The sequence below is a fragment of the Pseudoclavibacter soli DSM 23366 genome (genome assembly GCF_000423505.1).
Lineage (GTDB): Bacteria > Actinomycetota > Actinomycetes > Actinomycetales > Microbacteriaceae > Pseudoclavibacter_A > Pseudoclavibacter_A soli.
In genome coordinates this window covers 404202-429641 of the sequence record NZ_KE384027.1, presented here as the reverse complement: position 1 = coordinate 429641, position 25440 = coordinate 404202, and the positions used below count along the sequence as shown (strand labels likewise).

The following is a 25440-nucleotide window of genomic DNA, read 5'->3' as shown; positions in this document are numbered from 1 at the left end:
CGAACCGGATTCGTCTGGACTTGGTTACCCGGGGAGACGTCTCCCGTGCCATGCGGCATGCTCACAGAACAAAGCAACGGGAGTCTCGCATTCCAGTACGGGAGGCATTACCTTGAGCGGGGCGACGCAATGGCGCTATTTGGCCTGCCACTTGCGCCGACACGGTATCTGTCATCGGGGTATGCACTGATTCCCGGCGAAGTACAAGACGCAGCGCCTGACGGGTGGGGGCGCAGAGTGATTCTCGAAACGACCGGGCAACACGGCGCAGTTCCCGACAACAGCGCCGGTCTCCGTGAACTCGATTATCTGCTGCGGTCCGGCTCTGACCGAATTGGCGCACTCGATGTGCAGCGATCTTCGGCTGAGTATGTGCCGCGCTCGCCAGACCCTGCAACCTTGGAGCAGCTTCAACGAGCCGCTGAACTCATAGAAGAGGGTGTGCCCCTTCCCGCGGAGCTTGACCGCGCGCTTGTGCATGGGACAAGCGTTGGTGGCGCACGCCCGAAAGCGACTATCACCGTAGACGGTCAGCCGTGGATGGCAAAGTTCTCTTCAAGCAGTGATCACTACCCAGTGGTTGGTGCCGAAGCGGCAAGCATGTTCCTTGCCAAGAAGGTGGGAATCGAGACGGTAGACACAACCGTGGTTCGATCGCTCGGAAAAGAGGTGATCCTCATGCGCCGTTTTGACCGCCCGCCAGATGGCACTCGAAAGCATGTGGTCACCGCGTTGACTTTTCTGGGGCTGGATGAAGTATCAGCGCGATACGGAACGTATCCGGACATCTTGGAAGCGCTTCGCACCCACTCGGATAATGATCCCGCGCGTGAACTGTTTCGTCGTGTGGCATTCAACATCGCGATTGGCAACACGGACGATCATGTCCGCAACCATTCTGCATTCTGGAACGGGGCAGCACTCACCCTCACGCCAGCATATGACTTGAGCCCCACGTCACGCTCAGGGGAGACCGCATCACAGGCGATCGCCTATGGGCGCAACGGAGAGAGGGAAAGCAACCTCAACCTGCTCGCCAAACATGCTGCCGATATGAGCGTCACTCGCGCCGAAGCTCACGATGAAATCGACTATATTGTGGGCACCATTCGAGACAACTGGAGTGAGGCTGCAGACTTCGCGCACCTCACCGACACCCAGCGGAGCTCCCTGTGGGGCCGCCAGTTCCTCAACCCGGGAGCGCTCAGAGACAGGTGAGGCCCCCGAGTTCCGAAGGCCTCAGGTAAGGCCGCTCGACGTCGCTCACTCATGGGCGTGCCGCGAGCGTGAGGTCGTCAGCGGCACACGAGCAGCCATTACACAGATGCAGGATTTCACTCTGCAAGCGCGGCGAGATCGACGACCTCGAACTCGAGCAGCTCGGCGCCATGCGCGACCGGGGTCTTTCCGCCGCTGTGTGCATGAGCCTTCTGATTGGCCTCGCTGTCGCGCCACGCCTCGAAATCGGCCTGTGTGGCCCACTGCGTCACCACGAAGTAGCGCGACTCGCCAGCAGTGGGTCGCAGCAATTGGAAGCCTTCGAACCCGGGCTGCCCGTCGACAGCGTGCTTGCGTGCGGCGAAGCGCTTCTCGAGTTCGAGCCCCTGGCCCTCGGGAACGGTCAGGGCATTGATGACGACAACAGACACAACGGCCTCCTCAGTTTGGCAAAGCAGCGAGTCTGGTGCACGCTGCGCATCTCCAGCCTGTCACGCCCCACTGACTGGGGCAACGTCGTGGCTCTCTTGAGCAGTCTGCTCACAGCGCGCGGCAACCACCAGCGCCACGCCAAGGGTCACGACGAGCATGCCTAGAGCCAGCACGATCGAGATCGCGTCGGCATCAGTGCCTGTAGCAGCCAACCGCTGCTCGCCGGAGGCTGCAGCCGCACCAGCCACGGCGGTCGTCTCATCACCGGCCGCGACCGCTGCCGAATCCTGGTCACTGCTCGTGCCATCACTGCTGGTCGGTGGGTCGGTCAGGGCAACCCGCACCGTCTGAGTCACCGCCTGACCAGCAACCGTGGCGACCAGCTCATGGGTGCCGAGCGCCACAGTGTTCGGCAACGTGATCTGAGTGCTGAACGCGCCGTGATCGTCAGTGACGACGGTGGCAAGCACAATCGGGTCGGAGTGCAGCTCGATGTCGGCCACAGCCTCAGGTGTGTTGGTCGTGCCGCTGACCGTCACTGTCGCGCCCGGGCTGCTCTGCGCCGGAGCCACGAGCGTGCCGCGCGAGGCGTCAACGGTGATGAGTGCTGCCCCGCTGTCCGGGTTGATGCCCTTGGCCTGCAGTGCGGCTCGGTACTGCAACATGTAGGCGATCTTGCCCGGCTTCGACTCGCTGTACGGCGCAGCGAGATCACCGAACTCACCCTTGGTGGCGTTCTTGCCGTTGTTCCATTTGCTCAATACCCCAAGAGCTGACGCCGTGAAACCGCCGCTGACCGGCTCGTCACCAGCCAGGGCCACCTGCTTTTCAGTCACCGATTCCACCGTCGCGAGCGCAGTTTCGGCATCGCTGTCCCAGTCGTCAATGTCGACTTGCGCAGTGTTGGCCAGCCAGTCGCCCCAGTAGAACTCCTGGAACGGAATCGACCCGGCTTCATAGCCGATGTCACGGCCGAAGTAGAGCAGGCTGCGGTACTCGTCGTTCTGGAAGTTGCTCAGCCCGACACTGGTCGGCAGCTGTGCCGGCGTGATGGTGTTGCCACTGGCGTCTTTCAGCCAGGTCCACTTGTTGTCGACCATCGTCTGCCAGAACTCGCGTGACGAGAGGTCGCTGAGGTTGGCGAGAACCTTTAGGCGCACGTGGATGTCTTCGCCGCCGTCGGAAGTCAGCTCTGCGAAGGAGGTGAGCGTGTGGTGTCCATCGGTGAGATACAGCGTGCCGCCGGGGCCGATCACGACCGTCTTCATCTCGGCGATACTGTCTTCGGTCTCCTCCCCGATTGCGATCTCACAGCTGAACGAGGAGGTGTCTGCCAAAGTTGCTCCCTCAGACACTGAGGCGGCCTCCCCTTGGCCGTTGGTCTCGCACCAGTCGTCGAACTTCTTGTTGGACTTCCCACTGTCTTCGTCTTTGCCGAGCGTGTAGCGGCCCAGCTTGTAATAGACCTCGTCATAGCCGAGCGAAGGCTGCGTCGGATGCACATCGCTGATGCGCACATCGACCAAGTCATCGGCCTGCGCAGCCAGGTACTGCACGCTGCCCTCCCCGGTGGATGCGCCGGTCTCGGCCAGCGCGTCGGCCTGCGCCGCCACGGGGCCGAGCAGTGCTCCGCCGCCGGTGAGCAGCGCGATGGCCGCGGCGGCAAGGGCGCGATGGGCGATGGTGGTGGGTCTGCGGCGCTGGAACACTCGGAACCTCCGGCGATGGCGCGGCCGATGGCGGCGCGCGGGTGGCTGCGCGGCCTCAGTCGACCGCGGCGGTCTCGGGCGACCGCGCGCTCAGCGTAGGAGCCGGCGGTGGCACGCAGGCGAGCACCAGGTGGCGCCGCGCCGCCGGCCGGGTGAACGCCGGGTGAACGGGGTCATCACGCCCAGCTCATCCGGTCACTCCCCGCGCAGCAGTTCGAGCACCTCATCGCTCGAGGGACCCGGCCCGGCTGTGCCTCGCATGCGCGCCACCACATCACGCCCCGCGCCACGGGCGCCATCGGCGCTGGAGGGGGCGATTCGCTCCGCGATGAGTCGGGCGACCTCGCTGATCATGGGAACCACGACCGAGTTGCCGAATTGACGGTAGGCCTGCGTATCGGAGACCGGGATCTGGAAGGTGTCTGGATACCCCATCAGACGGGCGCACTCTCGTGGGGTGAGGCGCCGAGGACGACGGTCGTCACCCTGTGAGATCAGGATCTCGGAGCCGTCTTTGTAGTAGCGGGCGCTGAGCGTCCGCGACGTGTCCTGCGGCCCCACGAGGCCGAAGCCGAAGCCGTTTCCGGCTGCTCGGTGCTTTGCAGCATAACCCTGCAGATAGGCCCACAGCCGAGGAGTCAGCGTGTACTTCTCGAGCACCCGCGCGTGTTCATGGTCGAAGAATCGGTCACCGTCCCATGGCAGGTACGGTTCGGTGCCATCAGTGCGGTGGAGGATGTCGGCCAGGATCGGACGACGCTCCGGTCGGCGGATGTCATCGAAGCTGAAATCGGACTGCGGCTCTCGGAAGCCCACGATCATGATGCGCTCTCGATGCTGCGGCACGAAGTCACGTCCATCGAGCACTTGAACGTGCAGATCGTAGCCGAGCTCTTCGACGAGCGTCGAGCGGATCACTTCAAAGGTGCGTCCTTTGTCATGCGAGCGGAGGTTCTTCACGTTCTCGAGCAGGAAGGCCTTCGGCCTCTTCTCGTCGATGATTCTCGCGACGTCGAAGAAGAGCGTGCCCTGCGTCTTGTCTTTGAACCCGTGTGCGCGCCCGAGCGAGTTCTTCTTGCTCACGCCCGCGATAGAGAACGGCTGGCAAGGGAAGCCCGCCAGAAGCACGTCGTGATCCGGGATCTGCGACGCCGGATACGGAACGATGTCACCGACCAGGGGCTCGCCATCGGCGTAGTTCGCACGGTAGGTCTTCTGCGCGAACGTGTTCCACTCGCTGGTGAAGACGCACTCGCCCCCGTGCTGCGCGAATGCCGCGCGGATGCCGCCGATGCCCGCGAACAGATCGATCGTGCGGAACCTCCCCGTGGAGAGTTCATGTGCGAAGGGGGGGTCGAGCAGTTCTCGAAGCGCCGGCAGATAACCGCTGCGGCACGAGGAGGTCCCCTGAGACCATCGCTCCACGGTCTTCGGGCTGACACCGAGTCTGGAGGCGATCTGTTCGACGCTGTAGATGGTTCTCAGCTCCGCGAGCATCTCCACTGCGGAGGGCGCGGACTGGAGCATATCTGGGGAAATCATACCGACATTATGTCCCATGATCTTCCCCATGAGGGCAGGGGCTGCGGAGTGTCGAGGAGTCATGTCCGAATCGTGGCACAGACCACCGACACGGCTGAAGGTCAGTGCGTCAGCTCAGTTTCGGAGCGTCGCGCAGAAAGGCCTCCACCGACATCAGTCGACTGCGAGACTCCGCAGGGTACATCGGATGGAATCGCCGCGGCACCACCAGCTGAATGCCAGCGTCGGTCATCTCCTCGATCTGGTGCGCGCTGATGCTCTGCTGCAGCGTCAGCAGGTGCTTCACCTGGATGCGATCGGCCTCGGAGATCACCTGCCTCCATCTGTCCTTGCACGTGGTCTTGACCGCGAGCATCGAGAGAGCCTTCGATGGATAGGCCGGATCGTGGTAGGCGTCCTCGGACGGCAGGAGGAAGTCCGGTCGCTTGTGCAGCTCCGTCCTCCCCTGCGCGGTATAGGCCACCCGATTCGCGATCAGAAGGGCCTCGACGTGGTACTCGAGGGAATGCCCCGCCCTCGAAGCTCTCCGATTCTTGACGCTGTTCGCGAGATCGATGAACTCCTGCAGCGTGCGGAACCCGCTCCTGACGACTGGCAGCAGGTTATGCTCCTCGATGCGCTGGAAGAGACGGTATTCGAGATCCACCCATTCGAGAAGACGCCGATCCGGTCGCGCGATCGCGTCCCCGACGCCTCCGCCGAGCAGCTCGCAGATCCTCCGCGCCTCCGCCGCGACCTGCGAACCCGCGGGGAACGCATCATCCAGACCGCTGACGAAGAGGGAGATCAGCGTATCCTCGTCGATCTCGGCTCCGATCCCGCCATTATCGCTCCTTGCACCGGCCTCAAGTAGAGCGCTCGACTCCGCCGGGGAGATGCCCGTGCTGGAGCGGAAGAACTCGATATCGGCCTCGGTGGAGAGCACGAATGCGAGGTACTCGGATTCGTCCACGCGGATCAGGATGAAGAGGTCTCCCGCGTTCTCCGCTCCGATCACCTTGCCGAAACCGCCGGTGACGCGATACTCGCCTTTCGAGGAATACCACTTCGCCTTGGACTGAGTGACCGTGCCTGCCGGCTGCCAGGCGATCTCGATGTCCTCCGTGACTGGAGAGGTCTCGGGCTCCCCTTGGGGGAAGAGCACTCGGCCGCCGCGCTTGTTTATCAGGACACCTGATTGGTGACCACCGGTGGCCCCGGTGTCGTTCGCCGCGAGTGTCTTCGCGAATGAGAGCTCCGACTTCTCCACCTCCGCGAGGGCGCGCTCCGCCAGCGGTGATGGTGCCGTCGACTCCATCGAGTATCCGCGCGCGTCGGAATTCGTCATCTCGTTTCCTCCTCGAGAACGGTCGTGCCATGAATGCGTCCACGGTAGCAGTACCGTGGGAGGGTGACTGCAGAGGAGACGCCCGGCACTTCATCGGCCAACGCGAGGGCCACGATGCGAGCCAACCGACGAAGAGACACCGCTCCCGAGATCGCTCTGAGGCGCGAGCTGTTCCGCCGAGGCCTCCGATTTCGCGTCGACTATCGAATCACTGTCGATCCGACCGCCCACGTTCGTCCGGACATCGTCTTCACTCATCGCCGGCTGGCCATCTTCGTCGATGGCTGCTACTGGCACTCCTGCCCGATCCACGCCACGATGCCCAAGTCGAATGTCGATTTCTGGGCTCGCAAGTTCGCTCGAAACCGAGAACGTGACCTGAGGGACCGGACACTGCTGGAGCAGGCCGGTTGGACGGTTCTCCGCTTCTGGGAGCATGAGGACCCGACCCGGGCTGCCGAGGTCGTCGAAGACTGGATCCGGCAGCGCTCCTCACGCTGAAGGGCATGATGCGAGAGACCGCCGGCGTGCTCACTCCCCCGCGACACCGGGGATGCGGTACGCCTTCGAGGCGTTGCGCCGGCGCAGCGCGAAGCCGAGCTTCTCGTAGGCGGCGATCGCCCCGGTGTTGGCCGCGGCCGCATGCAGCAGCGCACGATCGCCGCGAGCGCGGATGTGGTGCGCCACATCGAGAACCAGCCTCGATGCGCAGCCGCTGCGAGGCGTGGAACCCGGCGTCGCCCTCCGCATCCGTCAGATTGCCGAGCAGCAGATTGAGCCCGTGGGCGGCCGCCCAGTCGACCGAGCGGTTCGAGCCCCCGCCGAGCCAGGCCTGGTCGGCGAGCCCCGGCACGTGCGGCTGCACATGCGGGTGCTCCTCTGCGCCATAGGGTGTCGGCAGCGGCTGGGCGCCGAGCGTGTGACCGCGCAGAGCCTCGAGGAATCGCTCGATCAACGGGTACGGGTCGGTGTCGGCGAGCGCGGCGATGCGGTTGAGGGAGGCGAGCAGGTCGGCGTGCGGGGCCGAGGAGCTCACCCCCACGTGCAGGCGGCCCGCGGCCAGCGCCCAGACGGTGGCGAAGTCCTCGGCGAGTCTGAAGGGCGTCTCGAAGCCCAGCGGCACCACGTTGGTCTCGAGGGTGATGCGCGTGGTGCGCTGGGATGCCGCGGCCAGCACGGTCAGTGCCGAGGAGATGCCGCGCTCGAGATGACGCTGCCTCACCCCCACGGTGTCGAAGCCGAGCCGCTCGACACGTTCGATCAGGCGCAGCACGCGCTCGAGCCCGCCCACGGGGTCATCCGCCGGGTAGGTGCCCGCAGTGATCACCCCGGCGACGGGGATGACGCGTTCGACGCTCTGGCTCACTGCTGCCTCTCTTCCGGCGCCGTGAACGCCTCGCCCGGCGGGGCGAGTCACTGGCGCGGAGCTGGTGGTTCGCTGATCGTTGTCGATCAGGCTTCGTGAACCGAGAATAAACAGGTCACCCGTGCACCTCGAACCGAGTTGCAACAGTGCGTCACGTACCCGGTGACAGGTCGCGGAGCACTGGCCTCCGCGGCGAGCGCAACCGACTTGGGGCGTGGGACTCGAACGAGCGGGAAGGCCCCCGGCCCGCCCAGCTCACTGAATGGTGGCCTCCAGCTGCTCGATCCGCTCCTCGCTCCACTGCGCGTCGGTCAGATGCAGCCAGGCGCGCACCGCGGAGGAGCCGTAGTTGTGCCCGTACCGATCGGGTGCCCAGCTCGAGATGAGCATGTCGAGCGTGACCTGCACCCACGTGATGCCCGGTCGCCACACCACATAGGGGCTCAGCTGCCCCGCCGCCTGCTCCGCCGTGATCCAGGCGGGCTCGCGCCAGGCCAGGCTCGCATTCCACTTGACCACAGCGTCGGAGGTGTTCTGCAGGTAGAGCAGCTGCGTGGGCGAGCTGCAGTCGTCCGGCTCATCCGACCCGCTGATGAACTGCACCTGCACGCCCTCGCTCTGGACGCACGCAGCGGTGCCGTCGCGGGCATCCGTCAGCCGCTGATGCAGCGGGTTGAACCCGGGCGGGCCGGCCAGCAGCACCCCGTCGGTGTCTGCGACGAGGTCGGCCAGACTCGGCGCCGACTGCTCGATGCCGTTGCTGCCCAGGCTCTCGCCGAAGATGTACAGCTTGGGCGAGTGCCCGGAGGCCGCCGCATGATCGGCGATGGCCTGCTTGACCCCGGTGATCGTCTGTGTGGCCGCCTCGGCCACACGATCACGGTCGAGCAGCAGCGAGAACGCGCTGGGCAGATACGAGTACTGAATGGCGACGGTCGCGATATCACCGTTGTACAGGTACTCAAGCGGCCGAGCAGCCTTCGAGTTCACCCAGCCGGTGCCGGTGGTGACGACGATTTGCACGGCCTCGCGGTCGAACGCCCCGGTGCGCTCGAGCTCGGCCACGGCGATGCGCGCCTGGGCCGTGATGTTGTCAGAGAACTCTTTGCCCACATAGACGCGGATCGGCTCGGTGGTGGGCTCACCGGGGTTGAACTGCTGGATGTCGTCGGTCGTGGGCGACCCCGCCACGAACTGCTTGCCCGGCCAGCCGAGCTCGTCCCACGACACCAGCGACGCATCGCTGCCGGATTTCAACGGACTTGTCGGTTGCTGGACGCCCTCGGCCGTGCGTGAGTTCTTGGCGGTGTAGAACCCGTCGACCACGTTGAGCACGAAGGGGCGCAGCGCAGTGTTGAACACGAGCATCGCCACCAACGCAACGGCCAGCACGCTGACGGTGTAGCCGATGAATGATGGCAGCCGGTGGATGCCGTGGCGGCCCAGCAGAAAGTGCCAGAGCACGCCGATGAGCCTGGTGACCAGTCGGAACACCGCGAGCACGCCCCAGGCCAGCGCGAGGGTGGTGCACACCATCAGCGTGGTCGTCACCATGCTGCCGACCGTGCTGTCGTCGGGGCGGACGAACCCGCTGGAGGGATACACGCTCTGCTGCCACCGCACATAGACGATCAGCCAGTACAGGTTGATCAGGAACATGCCCAGAATGAAGCCCAGCCCGATGCGCCGCGACGTGCGCGGCGACCAGCGCCACGCGGTGGGCCACCAACGGCACAACAGCGGGATGATCCAACGCACCACCTGGCGCACCGCGACGCCGATCGCGTAGCCGACGATCATGAGCACGCCGCTGATCAGCCCCTGCCAGTACCAGTCGCGCGGCATGAGCGAGGGTGTCAGCGACATCCAGAAGAGGTTGAGCCCGAAGACCAACCCGACCAGGTCGAAGCGCGCGCCCAGCACCGTGGTGATCCAGCGGTAGGTGCGAATGCTCGCGCGGGCGAACGTGGTTTTGAAGCTCACCGGGCGCTCCTGTCACTGAGATGTGGATGCTGCCAGTTTATTGGGTCGACCGACGCTCAGCCTCCGGTGCTGGCTACCCACTCGGCATGCAGCTCGGCGTACCGCCCGCCGGCGGCGACCAGCTCAGCTGGCGCCCCGTCTTCGACGATGCGCCCGCTTTCGATGACCAGCACGCGATCAGACACCTCAACCGTCGACAGCCGATGCGCGATGATCACCGCAGTGCGCCCGGCCAGCAGGGTGTGCAGGGCGCGCTGCACAAGCGCCTCTCCAGGGAGATCCAGTGAGCTGGTCGCCTCGTCGAGAATCAGCACCTGCGGGTCGGCCAGCACCGCCCGTGCGAAGGAGAGCAGCTGGCGCTGACCAGCGGAAAGACGCGCCCCGCGCTGCCCCAAGTCGGTGTCGTAGCCGTCGGGCAGTCCGCGCACGAATTCGTCGAGCCCGACCTGCCCGGCGGCACGCTCGATCTCGTCACGCGACGCGCCTGGCCTGCCCATGGCGATGTTCTCGGCGATCGTGCCGCTGAACAGATACGCCTCCTGCGTGACGAGCACGACCGAGCGGCGCAGCTGGTCGTCGGCGACTTCGCGCAGGTCGACGCCGCCGATGCGCACCTGCCCGGCACTCGGATCGTAGAACCTGGCCACGAGCTTGGCCACGGTTGATTTGCCCGCTCCCGTGCTGCCGACCAGTGCCACCACCTGCCCGGCGGGAATGCGCACGGTGACATCGCGCAGCTGGGCTGGCTGGGCCGCATCAGCCGACGGATAGCGGAAGGTCACCGCGTCGAGCTCGACCACGTCTGCACCAGAGGGCAGGGCTCTCGGGTGCACGGGTTCGGTGACCGCCGACCGCTGTTCGAGCAGCCCGGAGATCTTCTCCAGAGAGGCGACCGCTGACTGCAGCGAGTTGTAGAACCGCGCCATCTGCTCGACCGGTGTGAAGAACTGCTTGGCGTAGAGCACCGCAGCGATGAGCACGCCGATGGCGATGTGCCCACCGGCCACCCGCAGCCCGTCGACGGCGAGCATCACGGCGACGGTGACGTTGCCGATGAGCACCAGCGCCGGGTCATAGGTGCCGTTGGCGGCAAGCGCCCGCTGATCGGCTGAGCGGTATTCGTCGGCCAGCCGGGTATGCTCGGCGGTGACTGCCGCCTCCCGACGGAACGCCTGCACGGCACGGATGCCGGTGATCGTCTCAACGAACTGCACGATGAGGTTGGCGCTGGCCACACGAGTGCGGCGGTAATGCACCTGTGAAACGCGATGGAACCACCGGGTCACCAACACCACCGGCAGCACGGCCACGGCGAGCACCAGGCCACTGACCGGGTCGATGCTCACCAGCGTCACCGCAACGAAGGCCATGTAGACAAAGCTCGAGAGCAGCTGGTTGACCCCGCCGTCGAGCAGCTCGCGGATCGAGTCGAGGTCGGAGGTCTGCCGAGAGATCGCCCGACCCGACGTATAGGTCTCGTGGAACCCCAGGTCGAGCCGCTGCACCTGCAGAAAGACCCTGCGGCGCAGATCGAGCAGCGCATTCTGACTCACCCGAGCGGTCAGCATGATGCCCTGCCACCCGGCCACGGCGGCCAGCACGCCGGCCAGCACATACGCTCCGCCCGACCACCAGGCCCACCGCTCGTCTCCGGCGATCACTCTGGGCAGCGCCTGGTCGATCGCGATCGAGAGGATCAGTGGCCCAGCAGCCTTGGCTCCCTGCGCCACGAGGATAACCACGGCCAGCCATACCACCCGCGCACGTTGGGGGCGCAGCAACGAGCCCAACAGGCGGAAGGAGCGACGGCGCACGGTTCGAGCATCCTGTCGCCCCAGCTGGATGCGGTCCTCGCCTTCGACACCGGTCATCACGCTCATCATCGGCCACCGACTGGCTCGGCGAGACCAGTGACCAGCTCGCGATAGCGGGCACTGGCGCGCAGCAGCTCTCGATGGGCACCGACATGCATGATGCGGCCGCCGTCAAGCAGCGCCACCCGGTCGGCCAGCGCCACCGTCGATGGCCGGTGGGCGATCACCAAAGTGGTCGTCTGCTGCAGAAAGCCCGTCAGCCGCTCGGTGACCGCAGCCTCGGTGCGCACATCGAGGGCGCTCAGCGGATCATCGAGCACCAGCACACGCGGTCGGCCGATGACGGCCCGGGCCAGCGACAGCCGCTGCCGCTGCCCACCAGAGAGGCTCAGCCCCTCTTCGCCGATGCGGGTATCGAGCCCATTGGGCAAGTCGTCGACGAAATCGGCACTGGCCACCTCGAGCGCCTCGCGCACCTCGGCGTCAGAGGCCTCCGGTGCGCCAAATCGCACGTTCTCGGCCACGGTGGCCGAGAACAGCACCGGATCTTCGAACGCGATCGAGATCAGACCGCGCAGATCGTGCCGAGTGAGCGCGCGCACATCCACCCCGTCAATCCGGATGCCGCCGGCAGTGACATCGGCGAAACGCGGGATGAGCTGAGCGAGCGTCGTCTTTCCCGAGCCCGTGGCCCCGATGAGCGCCAGCGTCTCTCCGCCGCGAATGGTCAGGTCGATGTCGGTCAGCACGCTGTGCCCCGGAGGCTCATCGTGGAAGCGATAGCTGACGTGATCGAACTCGACCCGGCCCGGGCCGCTCGGCACCGGCATCGGATGCGCAGGGTCGGGCAGCGGGTCAGGGGCGTCGAGCACCTCGAGATAGCGGTCGCTTGCCGATGCTGCGTCTTGGGTCATTGCGAACTGCTCGCTCAGTCGCTCGAGTGGGCCGGACAGCAGCGCAGCAGTGGCGAAAAACGCCAGCAGGGCGCCGACGCTCAGTGTGCCGTCTGCCAGCTGCAGCAGCCCGATGACGAGAATCACGCCGAGAGCAATCTGCGGCAGCAGCGTCATCACGAGGGTGACGATCGCCCGCGAGCGTGCTTTCGCCAGCTCGGTGCCGCGAAACTCGGCTGCCTGATCGGTGAAGGCGGCGAGCACCTCGCTGCTGCGCCCGAATGCTTTGAGCACGCGAATGCCGTGCACCGACTCCTCGACGGTGTTGGCGATGTCGCCGCTCTGCTGCATGCTGCGGCGCGCGAGCAGGTGGTACTCACGACGGGCACGCAGGCTGATCGCGAACGCGGGCACGGCCGCCGCCACGAAAACCGCGCCGAGCATCCAGTCTGCGGCCAGCAGCACGACGATACCGACCGCGATGGTGCTGATGTTGACGACGATCATGACCGCGCCGAAGGTCAGCCAGCGTTTGAAGCGGCGAATGTCGCCCATCGATCGGGACAGCAGCTGCCCGGGGCTCCAGCGCTGCTCGGTGCTCGGTGGCAGTGTCATCAAATGCCGATACAGCTGCACACGCAGGTTGCGTTCGAACACTCCGCCAGGCGTGATGAGCAGCCGTCGACGTGCGGTGATCAGTGCCGCTTCACCGATGCCGAGACCGAGCACGAGGGCCACACCCCACCACAGCGAAGCACCTGTCACATCGGCGGCAAGGGGGCCGTTGACCATCCAGCGCAGCACCTGCGGAATGGCCAATGCGATCAGCCCGGCCACCAGTGCGCTGAGCAGTCCGGCGAAAAAGTACGGCCAGAATCCTCGCGCGGGTTCGCGCAGCCGACGCAGGTTGTGCAGCAGTGAGGAGCTCATCAGAGGAATCTTACGTGCTGGAGGCGAACCGGCACCGGGCATCCTGCCAAAGACGCCTCAACGTCGCACGACCGCGGGCGACACTCAGCGCAACACAGTGCAACACAGGCCCGCTGACATCGGGCGCGAAGGCAGCTACAGACACAGAGACGGGAGTCAGCCGAAGCCGACTCCCGTCTCTGCCTGTTCTGCGAGGAGGGGGAACCTCGCAGAAGTCTCAGTGCTCGCGCGCTACCACTCAGTGTGCGGCATCTGCCTCGACCGCAGCGTCAGCGCTGCCGTCGGCCTCAGCCACTGCCTCGTGGGGTTCTGCTGACACCACAGTGGGCACTTCAGCGGCCGGCGAGCTGGTGACCTGAATCTTGCGCGGGCGCGCCTTCGCGCTCACCGGAATGGTGAGGGTGAGCACACCGTTCTCGTAGGTGGCCGCGATGCGCTCGACGTCGAGCCCGTCGCCTAAGGTCAACTGCCGCAGATAGGTGCCGGCCGGGCGCTCATGCGCGATCCACTGCACCGCCTCTCCGCTGCGTGCCGAGCGTTCGGCGCGAATCGACAGCTGCTGGCCGTCAAGGTCGACGTCAATCGACCCCGGGTCGACACCGGGAATATCGGCGACCAGAACATAGTGGTCACCCTCCCGATACAGATCGACGGGCATGCCCTTGGGGCCCTGCTGCGCTGCTCCCGTGACGAGACGATCGATCTCGCGGAACGGGTCAAAAACCATTGCCATGATGAATCATCCTTTCTGTGTCACCGGTGGTCGCTGCCACGTGTGTGACGTACAGAAGAACACAACGTGCGCTCGCAGCAATTATTCCCAACTTGAGCGAAAGTGACTCAACTTTTTTGGCAGGATGCTCGGCTCAGCTGATCGGCTCGGCTCACCCCTCCTGCGTGATCTGCACCGACACGAACAGATGCGACGCGCCTTCACCTGAGTACACCCCACGCAATGGCGCCACATCGGTGTAGTCGCGCCCGCGCCCGACCTGCACATGCCTGTCGCAGATGTCGATGCCGTTGGTCGCGTCGAACCCGTGCCACACCCCGTCGAACCACTCGACCCAGGCATGCGACTCACCCTCGACCGTCTCGCCGATGGCGGCATCGGCCTTCGGGTGCAGGTACCCCGACACATACCGGGCCGGAATGCCCGCCGATCGCAGTGCACCCAGCGCGATATGCGTAATGTCTTGGCACACACCCTTGCGCTTCGACCACGCCTGTGCGGCGCTGGTGGTCACGCCCGTCACACCCTGCACGTACTCGACCGCGTCACCCACCCGAGTCAGGATGCCCATGGCCGCTTCAGCCGGAGTCGCACTTCGCCCCCGCTCCTGCTCGGCCAGTGCCACCAACTCGGCCGGCGGGCGGGTGCGATCAGTCTGCAGCAGCTGCTCGCTGACGGTGACGGTGGCCTGCGACAGGCGAGCCAGGTCACCCCATCCGGCGCCGCCGGTCACCGGCTCGGGCGGGCGCACCTCGACCAGGCTCGACGCCACCAGGGTGAGCTCGTCATGCGGTGCGAGCACCTCGAAACTGCTGACTCGGGTGCCGAAGTAGTCGACGTAGTCGTGCTGCGACACCCGGTTGGGCACACTCAGCCGCGACGAGATCACGAACTGGCCGCCGCCGTTGGCCGGCAGCATACGGGCCTCGTTGTACGAGGCGTTGGCCGGTGCGTCGTAGGTGTACCCCGTGCGATGTACGATGCGAAGTCTTCTCATGCGCTCTCTCCCACCCAGCTCGGATCCGGATTCACCGGGAAGAACCGGTCGCGAATACCCTCGGCTGCCCCCAATGTCGCGGTCTGCACCAGCGCCATGTACCCCGGCAGATCAGCGAGCACATCGTCGATGGCGGCATACTCGAGTTCGCTGCGAATCTGCCCCAAGGCGCGCTGGGCCCGGGCGCCGACCCCGACTCGAGTAGGCGTGGGGTCAAGCCCGCGCAGACACTCTGAGGCCAGATTCAGCGAGAACACGATCGAGCGGGGAAACAAGCGGTCGAGCAGCAGGAACTCTGCGGCATGCTGCGCGCTCGGCAGCCCGCGATAGGTGTGCTGGTACGCCTGGTAGCCTCCACACGACCGCAGGATGGTCGTCCACGACGGTCCGCTGGCTTCAGTCAGCGACCGCGTGGCCAGCAGTCTCGCCGTCATGTCGACATGTTCGAGGCAGCGCCCCAAGGTGATCAGTCGCCAAGCGTCATCACGACTGACGTTCGACTCGATGAGCCCGAACACCAGCGCGGCACGCTCGCGCACCCACCTGAAGTAGTCGTGCGCTTTCTCTTGCTGCACCTGTCGCGGCGAGCGGGTGACGGTGGTGTTGATCGCCTCCCACACCTCGGTCGGCAGCACGTCACGAGCGCCACGGGCATTCTCGCGGGCCGCCCACAACGACGAGCCGATCGACGAGGGCTGGGTGCGGTCGGTGCCGAGCAGCCGCAGCACGTCGCTGCGACGCAGGGTGGCGAACGTTTGCGGTGCTGAGCCCATCACGCCGAGCAGCGCCTCGCAGGCGCTCGACTCTTCGACCCAGGGGTCTTCGAGCAGCAGCTGCAGGTGCACGTCGAGCAGACGCGCCGTGCCGTCGGAGCGCTCGATATAGCGGCCGATCCAGAACAGACTCTCAGCGATTCGTGACAGCATGGTCGTCCTCCCTTCGACATGGTGCGGCAGCGGCCTGCTGCTGCTCCTGCTCTTGCTGACGGCGCAGCCCTGGCTCTGCGGCCGGGCCCTGTTCGGGGTCGAGCAGCCCGGTCAGCGGCACGGCCTCTCGCCCGGGTTCCGGCACACTGCGTGGCGAAGTCACAGCCCCCGACAGACGCAGCTCGTCAAGCGGACCGGCCAGCACCCACGTGTCTTTCGAGCCGCCGCCCTGCGACGAGTTGACCACCAGCTGCCCCTCGGGCAGCGCCACCCTGGTGAGGCCTCCGGGCAGCACCCAGACGTCGTTGCCATCATTGACGGCGAAGGGTCGCAAATCGACATGCCTCGGCCGGATGCCCCCGCCGACCACGCTGGGAATGGTCGAGAGCATCACAACCGGTTGGGCGATCCACCCGCGCGGGTCGTGCAGCAGCTTCTCTTTGAGCACTGCAAGCTCGTGCGGGCTGGCCTGGGGGCCGAGCACCAGCCCCTTGCCGCCCGACCCGTCGACGGGTTTGACCACGAGCTCGTCGAGTCGATCGAGCACCTCTTCAAGTTGCTCGGGGTCTTCGAGCCGCCAGGTGGGCACGTTGGGCAGCAGCGGCTCTTCGTGCAGAAAGTAGCGAATGAGGTCGGGCACGTATGTGTACATCAGTTTGTCGTCGGCCACCCCGTTGCCGACGGCGTTGGCGAGGGTCACGTTACCGAGCCGTGCGGCTAGCATGATGCCCGGCGAGCCCAGCACCGAGTCGGCGCGGAAGTTCAGCGGGTCGATGAACTCGTCGTCGACGCGCTTGTAAATGACGTCGACGCGCTGCGGGCCGGCCGTGGTGCGCATGTAGACCCGCCCGCCCGTGCAGAACAGGTCGCGGCCCTCAACCAGCTCGACGCCCATCAGCCGAGCAAGCAGCGCGTGCTCGAAGTAGGCCGAGTTGTAGATGCCCGGTGTGAGCACCACGATCGTGGGGTCGGCCGCCGGATCTGGCGCGGCGGCGCGCAGTGCCCCGAGCAGCCGGGTAGCGTACTCGGTCACCGGTCGCACGGTCTGCTGAGCGAACAGCTCGGGCAGCGACTGGGCCATCACGCTGCGATTCGAGATCACGTAGCTGACCCCAGAGGGCACTCGCACGTTGTCTTCAAGCACGCGCAGCGTGCCCTGCTCATCACGAATGAGGTCGATGCCGGCCACCTGGATGCGCACGCCGTTCGGTGGCTGCACCCCGACGGCCTGCCGGTGAAAGTGCTTTGACGAAGCGATCAGATGCGCGGGAATGACCCCGTCGGCCACTGACAGCTGCGGCCCGTACACATCGTCGAGCAGCGCCTCGAGCGCCCGCACTCGCTGGGCGATGCCGCGCTCCAGCCGCTGCCACTCCTGCGCCTCGATGATGCGCGGCACCGGGTCGATCGGAAACGGCCGCTCCTCACCCGCAAAGTCGAAGGTCACGCCCTGGGTCAGATACGAGTTGGCCAGTGAGTCGACGCGGGCCTGCAGTTCTTCGCGGCTCAGCTGTTCGAACACGTCGTGCACGCTGCGGTAGCGGTCGCGCACCTGGCCGTGCGCCCCCGAGGCATCGGGCAGAGACGTGAACATCTCATCCCACGCCTCGCCACCGAAGGCGTGCGTTCTGACGCACTCGTCGTACCCTGCGAAGAGTTCACTCATCACTGTCCCCCGATCGAAGACCGCCTGCTGAGGCTCAGTGTCGCAGAGCGATGTTGCCAGCTGGTAACACGCGTGCTTGCATGACCTGCGCACCCGACTACGCTGAGAGACATGAGCACCCCTGTCGCCGGTGAACGCCACGTTGAGATCGAGCGCAAGTTCGATGTGCCGATCGATGCGGTGCTGCCCGACCTCAGCACGGTCGCGGGCGTCGCCCGCATTCGGCAGGATGCTCCGGCTCACCTTGATGCCACCTACTACGACACCGACGGCCTCACGCTGATCACCGGGCGCATCGCCGTGCGGCGACGCACCGGTGGCCACGACGCCGGCTGGCATCTGAAGACCACTGGTGCACACGGGCGCATCGAGCGGCACTGGCCGATCGATGACGAAGCGCCCGAACAGCCGCCCGCCGGACTCATCGAAGCCGTGTCTGAATGGGTTGACGCAGCTACCCTGCGCCCGGTTGCCCGCATTCGCACCACCCGCACCGCGACGGTGCTCTTCGATGCGCACGACCGCCAGCTGGCCGAGATCGCCGACGACCAGGTGCACACCGATGATCTGCGCGACGGTACCGTGCGGCAGTGGCGCGAGTGGGAAACCGAGCTGGCCGAACGCCTCGACGATCAGGCCGGTAGCCCCGGTGCACTGCTGCTCGACCGCCTGCAGCATCGCCTGGCCCGCGCTGGCGCCCGCCCGTCGAGTGCGGTGGCCAAGCTGCAGCGAGCGCTCGGTCTCGACCCGGCTGACCAACCGAGCACACGCACCGCTGCTCAGACAGTCGCTCACTCCCTCGACGAGATCGCCGCAGCACTCGACCCCCGCGTGCGCGAAGCCGTCGCCGATCAGCCCGACGCCGTGCATCAGGCGCGTATTCTGGTGCGCCGCCTGCGCAGCCTGCTCGACGTGTTCGGCAGCGTGTTCGAGACGGCAGCGGTCACTCGTGCATTGCATCGCCTGCGGGCAGTGGGTCGCGATCTGGGTGCGGTGCGCGATGCTGAGGTGCGCGCCCGCTATGCCGAGCAACAGCTGCGCCGTCTGCCCGAGGTGCCGAAGACACGACGCCTCGTCGGGCGCCTGGCCGAGCCGGCATGGCAGGCGCACGATGCTGCGCAGCGCCGCCTGGCCACCCAGCTCGACAGCGGGCGACTCACCCGCGTGCACCTCTCACTGGCGGCGCTCGACGACACCGACCGTGCCAGCGCCATGGGCCGCAGACCGGCTGCCGAGGTGCTGCCCGACCTGTTGGCCGAGGCCACCGCGCGCCTGATCGCACACGATGCCGACGCCGTGGCGATCTGGCGCACCCTTGACGAGGTCGGGGGCGAGCCCGCGCAACTGGCCGCATTCGAAGCGGCGCTGCATCTGGTACGCAAAGATGCCCGCGCCCTGCGGTACTCCTACGAGGCCATCGCGCCCGAACATCCTGCGGTCATTGCCGCGGCAAAGGCCTTGCAAGATCTGCTGGGCGATCACCGCGACGACCTGCTGTTCGCCGACCACGTGCTGGCAGTCGCCGTCACCGACCGTCAGGCTCGCGAAACTCAGCAGGCGGCGCTGCCCTACTATTTGCTGGCCGAAGCCGCCCGCAACCGAGCCGCAGCTGCACTGAGCGACTACGCCGTCACGCGCGACGAGCTGCTCGCCGAGATCGCCGCCACCGGCCGCAGCGACGCGATCACAGCATCTGCCTGATCGCTGCGCAGCCCCACCACCGATGACGTGCGCAGATCGACGACTACTGCGTCGATGGAATGCTCACCGTTGTCGCTGAACTGCACTGGAGCCGGCAGCACGATCATCGGCTCGGCGCGGCCGCACACGTCGAGCAGCGCGATGAAGGTCTCGAGCTGATGCTCGACGGTCTCACTCCAACGGGCCAGCTCGGCCAGCGTCTGCTCGTCGTCGGCCAACACCATGCGCACTTGAGCATGTGCTGCCCGCAGCGCGACGAGATCGCGACGCAGATCGCGCTGCGCAACCAGCGCATCCTCTCGCCGCACCCCGGTGGCCTGGCGATGCAGCAGGGCCGCCCACATGGGCTGGCAGCGCGCGTTCAGGCGATGAAAGCCGAACTCTGCCATCGCCTGCAGCAGGTCGTCATCACCGAGGATGCCCTGGGTCGCGGCCAGCTGAGCGGTGAGTGTATCGGCGGTCGCCTCGAACCACTCGACATATGCGGTGCTCAGTGCCCCGAGTCTCGCGCGGGTGGGCACGGGAGCTCCGCTCATCCAGTCGTAGAGAATCACGCCCCACTCATATGAGAAGTTGCGCGCCGGGATCATCACGGTGTCGAGACCGCGTCCAAAGCGCTCGCGTCGGCGGTGTTCGCGGTCAACCTGTTGCACCAGCTGCGAAGCCTTCATGCGTCCTCCTTGCACACGGGGAGCGACTATTCTCGCCCCGAATGCGCAGGTTGCGGCTGTGCGTGCCCTGAGTGTGCCGAGATTCATATGCCATCACGGCCATACTCACAGCCTGCCTATATGCTGTCGCGAAGATGGTGACAGCCAGGCACCCCACGCTGGCAGCATGAGACTTTCCCGACCCCTGCTGATCAACAGCGGCCTCGTCGCCGGCGTGCTCGTCATCGGCACCGTGACCTGGTTCGTGCTGCATCCGAGCTCCTCGACCACGTCGAGCGCCACCCAACTGACCTCAACGGTGCAGCAGGGCACGGTGACCACGAGCATAACCGCCAGCGGCAACCTCGCCGCTGCCAGTGAATCTGAGGCGAGCTTCGCCACCTCTGGCACTATCGCCTCCATTGATGTGGCTGTTGGCGACACCGTCACCAAGGGGCAGTCCATTGCCACGCTCGAGACAGACGATCTGAAAACCGCGGTGAGCGACGCACAAACCACGCTTACCAATGCGAACAGCGCACTGAGTCGAGCCAAATCGACCCTTGCCAGTGCACAGGCGGGTACCACGACCACTGACGAGCGCACCGGCACGAGCACGACCACAGTGAGCACGCAAGAGGTGAACTCAGCACAGAGCAGCGTCGAGCAGGCCCAGAGCACCGTCACCACCGCCACCCGCGCCCTGACCGAGGCCAAAGAAGACCTCGCCGCAGCAACTCTGACCGCGCCCATCTCTGGTTTAGTGATCGCCGTCAACGGCAGCGTCGGCTCAACCAGCGGCAGCGGATCGTCAAACTCGTCAAGCGGGTCATCGGCCAGTGGCAGCACGCAGTCGAGCGGCACCACCAGCAGCTCAAGCTCATCGAGCGGCTCATCTGTGGTGACCATTGCCGACGTGTCGGCCTATACCGTCGCAGCGACCATCCCCGAGGCCGACATCTCGACCGTGTCGGTCGGCCAGGCGGCGAAGGTCACGCTGCCCGCCGTTGACGACACCGAAGTCGACGCCACAGTGACCGCGATCTCGCCCACCGGCACCACCAGTAACTCAGTGGTGACCTTCGCCACCACGATCACCCTCAACAGCGTGCCCGAGGGCGCGCACATCGGGTCGACGGCCGACGTGACCATCACCACCGCGAGCTCCGACGCCGACGCGCTCTACGTGCCGGCCGCTGCAGTGACCACTGGCACCGAAGGCACCTCAACGGTCGAGGTGGTCGGCGACGACGGCACCTCACAGACCGTCACCGTGACCACGGGGCTCGTCGGCGACGAGGGCACCGTGATCACGTCAGGGCTGACTTCGGGGCAGACCATCGTGATCGGCACGGTGACCGAGTCGAGCAGCTCGAGCTCCGGCTCTAGCGGCTCGTCAGGCAGCGGATCAGGCTTCAGCGGCGGTTCGATGCCCAACAGCGGCAGCGGCGGCGGCTTCAGCGGCGGCTCCGGCTCTGGCTCGATGCCTCAGGGCGGAGGCCCCGGTGGCCAGTGACGATCTGTTCGAGCAGCTCGCACAGACGCAGGTGATCGAGGTGGCCGGCGTGGCGACCGAGGAGCATCCAGCCGATGACGTGGTACTCGAGCTGCACGACGTGCAGCAGGTCTACGGGCGCGGCGAGAACGCCGTGCATGCCCTGAAAGGCATCGACCTCACCGTGCACCGCGGCGAGTACGTGTCGATCATGGGCCCCTCCGGCTCGGGCAAGTCGACGATCATGAATGTGCTCGGCTGCCTTGACGTGGCCTCGTCAGGCACCTATCTGCTCGACGGCATCGACGTGCACGACCTCAGCGAGAACGACCTGGCGCATGTGCGCAACCGCAAGATCGGCTTCGTGTTTCAGTCGTTCAACCTGATTCCGCGCATGAGCGCTCAGGCCAATGTCGAGTTGCCCCTGGTCTACGCCGGGGTGGCTCGCGCCGAGCGACACCGGCGCGCTGCCGCAGCGCTGGGCCGGGTGGGGCTCGCCGAGCGCGCCGACCATCTGCCGCAACAGCTCTCGGGTGGTCAACAGCAGCGCGTGGCAATCGCGCGGGCGCTGGTCGGTGAGCCGGCCATCCTGTTCGCCGACGAGCCCACCGGCAACCTCGACAGCGTGTCGACCAACGATGTGCTCGCCCTCGTCGACGAGCTCGCCGTCGCCGGCAAGACCATCGTCATGATCACCCACGAAGACGACGTGGCCGAGCACACCGACCGCGTGCTCACCCTGCGCGACGGTCGCATCGTCGCCGATCGCACCACTGCGCGCGCCGCCGAGCGCGCCACCCGCCGGCTGGAGGCCCACGCATGAACCCGGCAGAGATCTTCCGCTCCGCACTGCACGGGGTGACCGCCAACCCGCTGCGATCGCTGCTGACCATGCTCGGCGTACTCATCGGCGTCGCCAGCGTGATTCTGCTGCTGGCCGTGGGCAATGGGTCGGCGTCGAAGATTCAAGATGCGATCAGCAGTCTGGGCACCACCACGCTCACCGTGCGCTCGACCGGCCAGGCAACCAGCACGCTGACCACTGAGATCAGCAACCAGATCGCCAACGCGGGGCTCGGCCACGTCGACAAAGTGGTGCCCCAAGTGAGCACCTCACAGACGGTGATCGCCGACGGCAACTCGGCCGACAGCGTGTCGATCATCGGCACCACCGCCGACTACTTCACGATCGGCACATACTCGGTCGAGTCTGGGTCTGCCTTCACGGATGCCGACGTCACCCTGGCATCGAAGGTCGCGGTGATCGGGCAAAGCGTGGCCACCGACCTGTTCGGGTCTTCACGTGCAGCGCTCGGCTCGACGATCGACATCGACGGCGCGGCATATACCGTGACCGGCATACTCAGCACCCAGTCGTCGACCACCAGCACTGATGCCGATTCGGTGGTGATCGCGCCGCTGACGCGCATCCAGCGCTCGTTCACTGGCTTCGACGACATCAGCACGCTGACGGTCACCGCCACCGATGCCGACTCGGTCGACGCTGCTGAGGGGGAACTCGAAGTGATGCTCAACCAGCTGCTCGGGGTCTCTGACAGCGGCTCGATCAGTGCAAGTGGGGCATCCACCAGCTCATCGAACTCATCAAGCTCGACCCCGTACCAGATCGTCAACCAGTCGTCGCTGCTCGAGACGCAGGCTGAGAGCGCAGCGAGCTTCACGACACTGCTCGGCGCGGTTGCTGCGATCAGCCTGTTGGTCGGCGGCATCGGCGTCACCAACGTCATGCTCGTGACAGTGACCGAGCGCACCCGCGAGATCGGCATTCGCAAGGCGATCGGTGCCACCAAGGGTGTGATCTTGGCGCAGTTCCTCACTGAGGCAGCGCTGCTGACGCTCACCGGCGGCATCGTCGGAGTCGTGCTCGCCTACATCGGCTCGAACTTCACGATCAACGGCACCCAGCCGGTGATTCTCGGCTGGTCGGTGCCGCTGGCGCTCGGGGTCTCAGTGGCGATCGGCGTGTTCTTCGGCGCCTATCCCGCAGCCCGAGCCGCGTCGCTGCGGCCGATCCAAGCCCTGCGCGCCACGTAGGCGCACAGCAGGATCGCAGCCAACGCACATCACGGTGACGGCAGCGACGAGCACACTTTTCATCCAGACCCCCAGAACACAGCAAGGAACACCATGACTGACCAGACTCCACAGCAGCCCGCGAACGCGGCGGCCCCCACACCCGTTCAGCCCACACCCGGGGCGAAGGCCAAGAAGTCCAAGGTGGGGAAATGGCTCACCGGCGGGCTCACCGCCGTCGTGCTGATCGGCTTGGGCTTCCTCGGCGGCACGCTCGTGGCGCAGAATTCGTCGACGCAGGCCTCACAGGTGCCCAGCGGCCAGGGCGGCAGCATGCCGAGCGGCGGTCAGGGCGAGGGCGGCGCGCCGCGCGGCGAATCCGGCGAGGGCGGCGGCCAGGCTGCTATGTCCGGGTTCACTTCGGGCACCATCACTTCGATCGACGGCGACACGATCACCATCGAGACCGATGACGGCGAGACCAAGACGATCACTGTCGGCAGCGACACTTCTGTGACTGAGAGCACGTCGAGCAGCGTCGACGCACTGAGCACAGGTGACACCATCAGCGTGCGTGGCGAGAGTGACAACGACAGCATCACTGCGCAGTCGATCACCACCGGTGATGCGACCGACTCCTTCCCGGGCGGCGGACAGGCTCCGGCCTCCGAGTGACCCGCTGGGGTGCCACAATATGAGGCATGTCCCCCAACGACCCGACTCCCACCAACGAGATCTCCCTCGAACCCATCCACCTCATCGGCAAATCCAATGCGGTGATGCGGCTCGGGTCGATGATGCTGCAGGCGGGAGCCGGGTCGTTTCGCATTAAACAGGCGATGAGCCGCGCAGCGCGTGCCTTGGGCATCACGAATCTGCACACCCAGATCACCGCCACGGAGATCGTCACCACGTTCTTCCGCGGCGAGATCTTTCGCACCCGCGTCGCACAGGTGCGCATCGGCACCGTCGACGCCGACCGCATCGTCGAGCTCGAACGCCTCTCGCATCACATGCCCGCCGGCATGCTGCCCGAAGAGCTCAATCGTCGGCTCGACCGCATCGCGGCGCGACCACGCCACTACCCCACCTGGCTGACCATGGTCGCAGCGATCATGGCCTGCTCGGGGTTCGCCTTTCTCAACAACGGCGGCTGGCAGGAGTGCGTCGGCGTCGCCCTGTCGGTCGCGATCACTCAGTGGCTGCGCACCATGCTCATTCGCGCACGCATCAACCAGCTAGCCATGTACGCGCTGTGCGGCCTAACCGCCGCACTCGGCTACGTGCTGTTCACTGGGCTGCTCTCGGTGGTCAGCGGACAGCAGAGCGCGCTGCATGACGCCGGGTTCACCTCGGCGCTGCTGCTGCTGGTGCCGGGTTTTCCGCTGATGACCGCCGCGCTCGATCTCGGGCGCCTTGACCTGAGCGCTGGCATCGGCCGGCTCATCTTCGCCGTGCTCGTGCTGCTCTCGAGTTCACTCGGGGCCTGGGCGGTGGCGCTGACCTTCAATCTGCAGCCGACGGTGGCTCCCGCACCCGAATGGCCGCTGTGGGTGCTGATCGCCTCGCGAGTGCTGGCCGGTTTCGTCGCAGTGACCGGCTTCGCCATGATGTTCAACACCCCGTTCACGCTCGCACTGGGTGCGGCGGGCATCGGCACGGTGGCAAACACCCTGCGCCTGACCACAACCGACGCAGGATGGCCGAACCAGGTTGCCACCCTCTGCGGCGCGCTGCTGGTGGGGCTGCTCGCCTATGTGGTGGCAACGAGGCTCGACGCGGCTCGCATCGCGCTCACCGTGCCCGCCGTGCTGATTATGGTGCCGGGGTCGAGCGCGTACCGCGCGCTCGTGTATCTCAACCAGGGCGACATGGTCGCCGCAGGCACCTACGGGGTGCAGGCGCTGTTCACGGTGGTCGCGCTCGCTGTGGGCCTGACGGCTGCGCGCATGCTCACCGAGCGCGAGTGGTCGTACGACCGCGTGCACGGGTGATGGCGTGCACGGGTGATGATGCAGCGCCTC

General features: G+C 66.2%; 20 protein-coding genes and 2 pseudogenes. 8 read left to right on the top strand and 14 right to left on the bottom strand.

The annotated features are described in order from the left end of the window. The first annotated feature begins 57 nt into the window (after window positions 1-57). A complete protein-coding gene (locus G557_RS0109490) occupies window positions 58-1218 on the top strand; it encodes a type II toxin-antitoxin system HipA family toxin (RefSeq protein ID WP_084627121.1) in 1161 nt (386 codons plus the stop codon). Window positions 1219-1334: 116 nt separating this feature from the next. Here the strand turns inward: G557_RS0109490 and G557_RS0109485 are convergent, their stop codons facing one another. The 4 genes from G557_RS0109485 to G557_RS0109470 form a co-directional block, all read right to left on the bottom strand. Beyond that, window positions 1335-1649, bottom strand: coding sequence for an antibiotic biosynthesis monooxygenase family protein (locus G557_RS0109485; protein WP_028245841.1), 315 nt, complete (start codon window positions 1647-1649; stop codon window positions 1335-1337). A gap of 60 nt (window positions 1650-1709) precedes the next feature. Then, the gene (locus G557_RS13845) at window positions 1710-3359 is read right to left on the bottom strand and encodes a ParB/Srx family N-terminal domain-containing protein (protein ID WP_084627120.1); all 1650 of its coding nucleotides are present in this window, start codon (window positions 3357-3359) and stop codon (window positions 1710-1712) included. 195 nt (window positions 3360-3554) lie between these two features. Further along, a complete protein-coding gene (gene dcm, locus G557_RS12885; protein ID WP_281167729.1) occupies window positions 3555-4901 on the bottom strand; it encodes a DNA (cytosine-5-)-methyltransferase in 1347 nt (448 codons plus the stop codon). Between the two features lie 109 nt (window positions 4902-5010). Next, the gene (locus G557_RS0109470) at window positions 5011-6228 is read right to left on the bottom strand and encodes a type II restriction endonuclease (RefSeq protein ID WP_051224970.1); all 1218 of its coding nucleotides are present in this window, start codon (window positions 6226-6228) and stop codon (window positions 5011-5013) included. Between the two features lie 63 nt (window positions 6229-6291). Between G557_RS0109470 and G557_RS0109465 the strand changes: the two genes are divergently transcribed. Then, complete coding sequence (locus G557_RS0109465; RefSeq protein ID WP_028245839.1) at window positions 6292-6729, top strand: very short patch repair endonuclease; 438 nt, start codon at window positions 6292-6294, stop codon at window positions 6727-6729. 30 nt (window positions 6730-6759) lie between these two features. On the opposite strand, the pseudogene G557_RS13840 reads toward G557_RS0109465, so the two are convergent. The 9 genes and pseudogenes from G557_RS13840 to G557_RS12875 form a co-directional block, all read right to left on the bottom strand. Then, window positions 6760-6948: pseudogene (locus tag G557_RS13840) on the bottom strand (GNAT family N-acetyltransferase); the annotation flags it as partial. Window positions 6949-7027: 79 nt separating this feature from the next. Beyond that, window positions 7028-7501: pseudogene (locus tag G557_RS14460) on the bottom strand (LLM class flavin-dependent oxidoreductase); the annotation flags it as partial. 348 nt (window positions 7502-7849) lie between these two features. After that, window positions 7850-9577, bottom strand: coding sequence for an alpha/beta-hydrolase family protein (locus G557_RS0109450; protein WP_028245837.1), 1728 nt, complete (start codon window positions 9575-9577; stop codon window positions 7850-7852). Window positions 9578-9633: 56 nt separating this feature from the next. Beyond that, window positions 9634-11448 (bottom strand): ABC transporter ATP-binding protein, encoded by a 1815-nt coding sequence (locus tag G557_RS0109445; RefSeq protein WP_342662188.1) that lies wholly within the window; start codon window positions 11446-11448, stop codon window positions 9634-9636. An 8-nt stretch (window positions 11449-11456) separates the two neighbouring features. Continuing rightward, a complete protein-coding gene (locus G557_RS0109440; RefSeq protein WP_245542794.1) occupies window positions 11457-13214 on the bottom strand; it encodes an ABC transporter ATP-binding protein in 1758 nt (585 codons plus the stop codon). A 238-nt stretch (window positions 13215-13452) separates the two neighbouring features. Then, the gene (locus G557_RS12880; protein ID WP_084627118.1) at window positions 13453-13947 is read right to left on the bottom strand and encodes an Hsp20/alpha crystallin family protein; all 495 of its coding nucleotides are present in this window, start codon (window positions 13945-13947) and stop codon (window positions 13453-13455) included. 151 nt (window positions 13948-14098) lie between these two features. After that, window positions 14099-14944: a transglutaminase family protein gene (locus tag G557_RS0109430; protein WP_028245834.1), complete on the bottom strand. Its 846-nt coding sequence runs from the start codon at window positions 14942-14944 to the stop codon at window positions 14099-14101. Further along, window positions 14941-15870 carry an alpha-E domain-containing protein gene (locus G557_RS0109425; RefSeq protein ID WP_028245833.1) on the bottom strand — a complete coding sequence of 310 codons (930 nt, stop codon included), beginning with the start codon at window positions 15868-15870 and terminating at the stop codon, window positions 14941-14943. Before G557_RS0109425 ends, G557_RS0109430 begins: the two co-directional genes overlap by 4 nt. Beyond that, window positions 15851-17536, bottom strand: coding sequence for a circularly permuted type 2 ATP-grasp protein (locus G557_RS12875; RefSeq protein WP_051224968.1), 1686 nt, complete (start codon window positions 17534-17536; stop codon window positions 15851-15853). The genes G557_RS0109425 and G557_RS12875 overlap by 20 nt, the downstream gene beginning before the upstream one ends. Window positions 17537-17647: 111 nt before the next feature. On the opposite strand from G557_RS12875, the gene G557_RS13545 reads away from it, so the two are divergent. Then, the gene (locus G557_RS13545) at window positions 17648-19237 is read left to right on the top strand and encodes a CYTH and CHAD domain-containing protein (protein WP_051224967.1); all 1590 of its coding nucleotides are present in this window, start codon (window positions 17648-17650) and stop codon (window positions 19235-19237) included. Here the strand turns inward: G557_RS13545 and G557_RS0109410 are convergent. After that, window positions 19159-19908, bottom strand: coding sequence for a hypothetical protein (locus G557_RS0109410; RefSeq protein WP_028245832.1), 750 nt, complete (start codon window positions 19906-19908; stop codon window positions 19159-19161). The genes G557_RS13545 and G557_RS0109410 overlap by 79 nt on opposite strands. 166 nt (window positions 19909-20074) lie before the next feature. On the opposite strand from G557_RS0109410, the gene G557_RS0109405 reads away from it, so the two are divergent. From G557_RS0109405 to G557_RS0109385, 5 genes are all read left to right on the top strand, one after another. After that, entirely contained in the window at window positions 20075-21403 is a 1329-nt protein-coding gene (locus G557_RS0109405) for an efflux RND transporter periplasmic adaptor subunit (protein WP_036962039.1), read from the top strand. Next, window positions 21393-22205 carry an ABC transporter ATP-binding protein gene (locus G557_RS0109400; RefSeq protein WP_342662187.1) on the top strand — a complete coding sequence of 271 codons (813 nt, stop codon included), beginning with the start codon at window positions 21393-21395 and terminating at the stop codon, window positions 22203-22205. The genes G557_RS0109405 and G557_RS0109400 overlap by 11 nt, the downstream gene beginning before the upstream one ends. Beyond that, the gene (locus G557_RS0109395; RefSeq protein ID WP_028245829.1) at window positions 22202-23437 is read left to right on the top strand and encodes an ABC transporter permease; all 1236 of its coding nucleotides are present in this window, start codon (window positions 22202-22204) and stop codon (window positions 23435-23437) included. The genes G557_RS0109400 and G557_RS0109395 overlap by 4 nt, the downstream gene beginning before the upstream one ends. A gap of 93 nt (window positions 23438-23530) precedes the next feature. Continuing rightward, window positions 23531-24091, top strand: coding sequence for a DUF5666 domain-containing protein (locus tag G557_RS13540; RefSeq protein ID WP_028245828.1), 561 nt, complete (start codon window positions 23531-23533; stop codon window positions 24089-24091). 26 nt (window positions 24092-24117) lie between these two features. Beyond that, window positions 24118-25410 (top strand): threonine/serine exporter family protein, encoded by a 1293-nt coding sequence (locus tag G557_RS0109385; RefSeq protein ID WP_028245827.1) that lies wholly within the window; start codon window positions 24118-24120, stop codon window positions 25408-25410. Window positions 25411-25440 lie beyond the last annotated feature (30 nt).

Coding starts and splice junctions, on each gene's coding strand:
- G557_RS12880 (WP_084627118.1), bottom strand. CDS start 13,947: ATGGCAATGGTTTTTGACCCGTTCCGCGAGATCGATCGTCTCGTCACG.
- G557_RS0109385 (WP_028245827.1), top strand. CDS start 24,118: ATGTCCCCCAACGACCCGACTCCCACCAACGAGATCTCCCTCGAACCC.
- G557_RS0109490 (WP_084627121.1), top strand. CDS start 58: ATGCTCACAGAACAAAGCAACGGGAGTCTCGCATTCCAGTACGGGAGG.
- G557_RS0109440 (WP_245542794.1), bottom strand. CDS start 13,214: ATGAGCTCCTCACTGCTGCACAACCTGCGTCGGCTGCGCGAACCCGCG.
- G557_RS0109430 (WP_028245834.1), bottom strand. CDS start 14,944: ATGAGAAGACTTCGCATCGTACATCGCACGGGGTACACCTACGACGCA.
- G557_RS0109405 (WP_036962039.1), top strand. CDS start 20,075: ATGAGACTTTCCCGACCCCTGCTGATCAACAGCGGCCTCGTCGCCGGC.
- G557_RS0109410 (WP_028245832.1), bottom strand. CDS start 19,908: ATGAAGGCTTCGCAGCTGGTGCAACAGGTTGACCGCGAACACCGCCGA.
- G557_RS0109470 (WP_051224970.1), bottom strand. CDS start 6,228: ATGACGAATTCCGACGCGCGCGGATACTCGATGGAGTCGACGGCACCA.
- G557_RS12875 (WP_051224968.1), bottom strand. CDS start 17,536: ATGAGTGAACTCTTCGCAGGGTACGACGAGTGCGTCAGAACGCACGCC.
- dcm (WP_281167729.1), bottom strand. CDS start 4,901: ATGATTTCCCCAGATATGCTCCAGTCCGCGCCCTCCGCAGTGGAGATG.
- G557_RS0109395 (WP_028245829.1), top strand. CDS start 22,202: ATGAACCCGGCAGAGATCTTCCGCTCCGCACTGCACGGGGTGACCGCC.
- G557_RS0109445 (WP_342662188.1), bottom strand. CDS start 11,448: ATGACCGGTGTCGAAGGCGAGGACCGCATCCAGCTGGGGCGACAGGAT.
- G557_RS0109425 (WP_028245833.1), bottom strand. CDS start 15,870: ATGCTGTCACGAATCGCTGAGAGTCTGTTCTGGATCGGCCGCTATATC.
- G557_RS13540 (WP_028245828.1), top strand. CDS start 23,531: ATGACTGACCAGACTCCACAGCAGCCCGCGAACGCGGCGGCCCCCACA.
- G557_RS13545 (WP_051224967.1), top strand. CDS start 17,648: ATGAGCACCCCTGTCGCCGGTGAACGCCACGTTGAGATCGAGCGCAAG.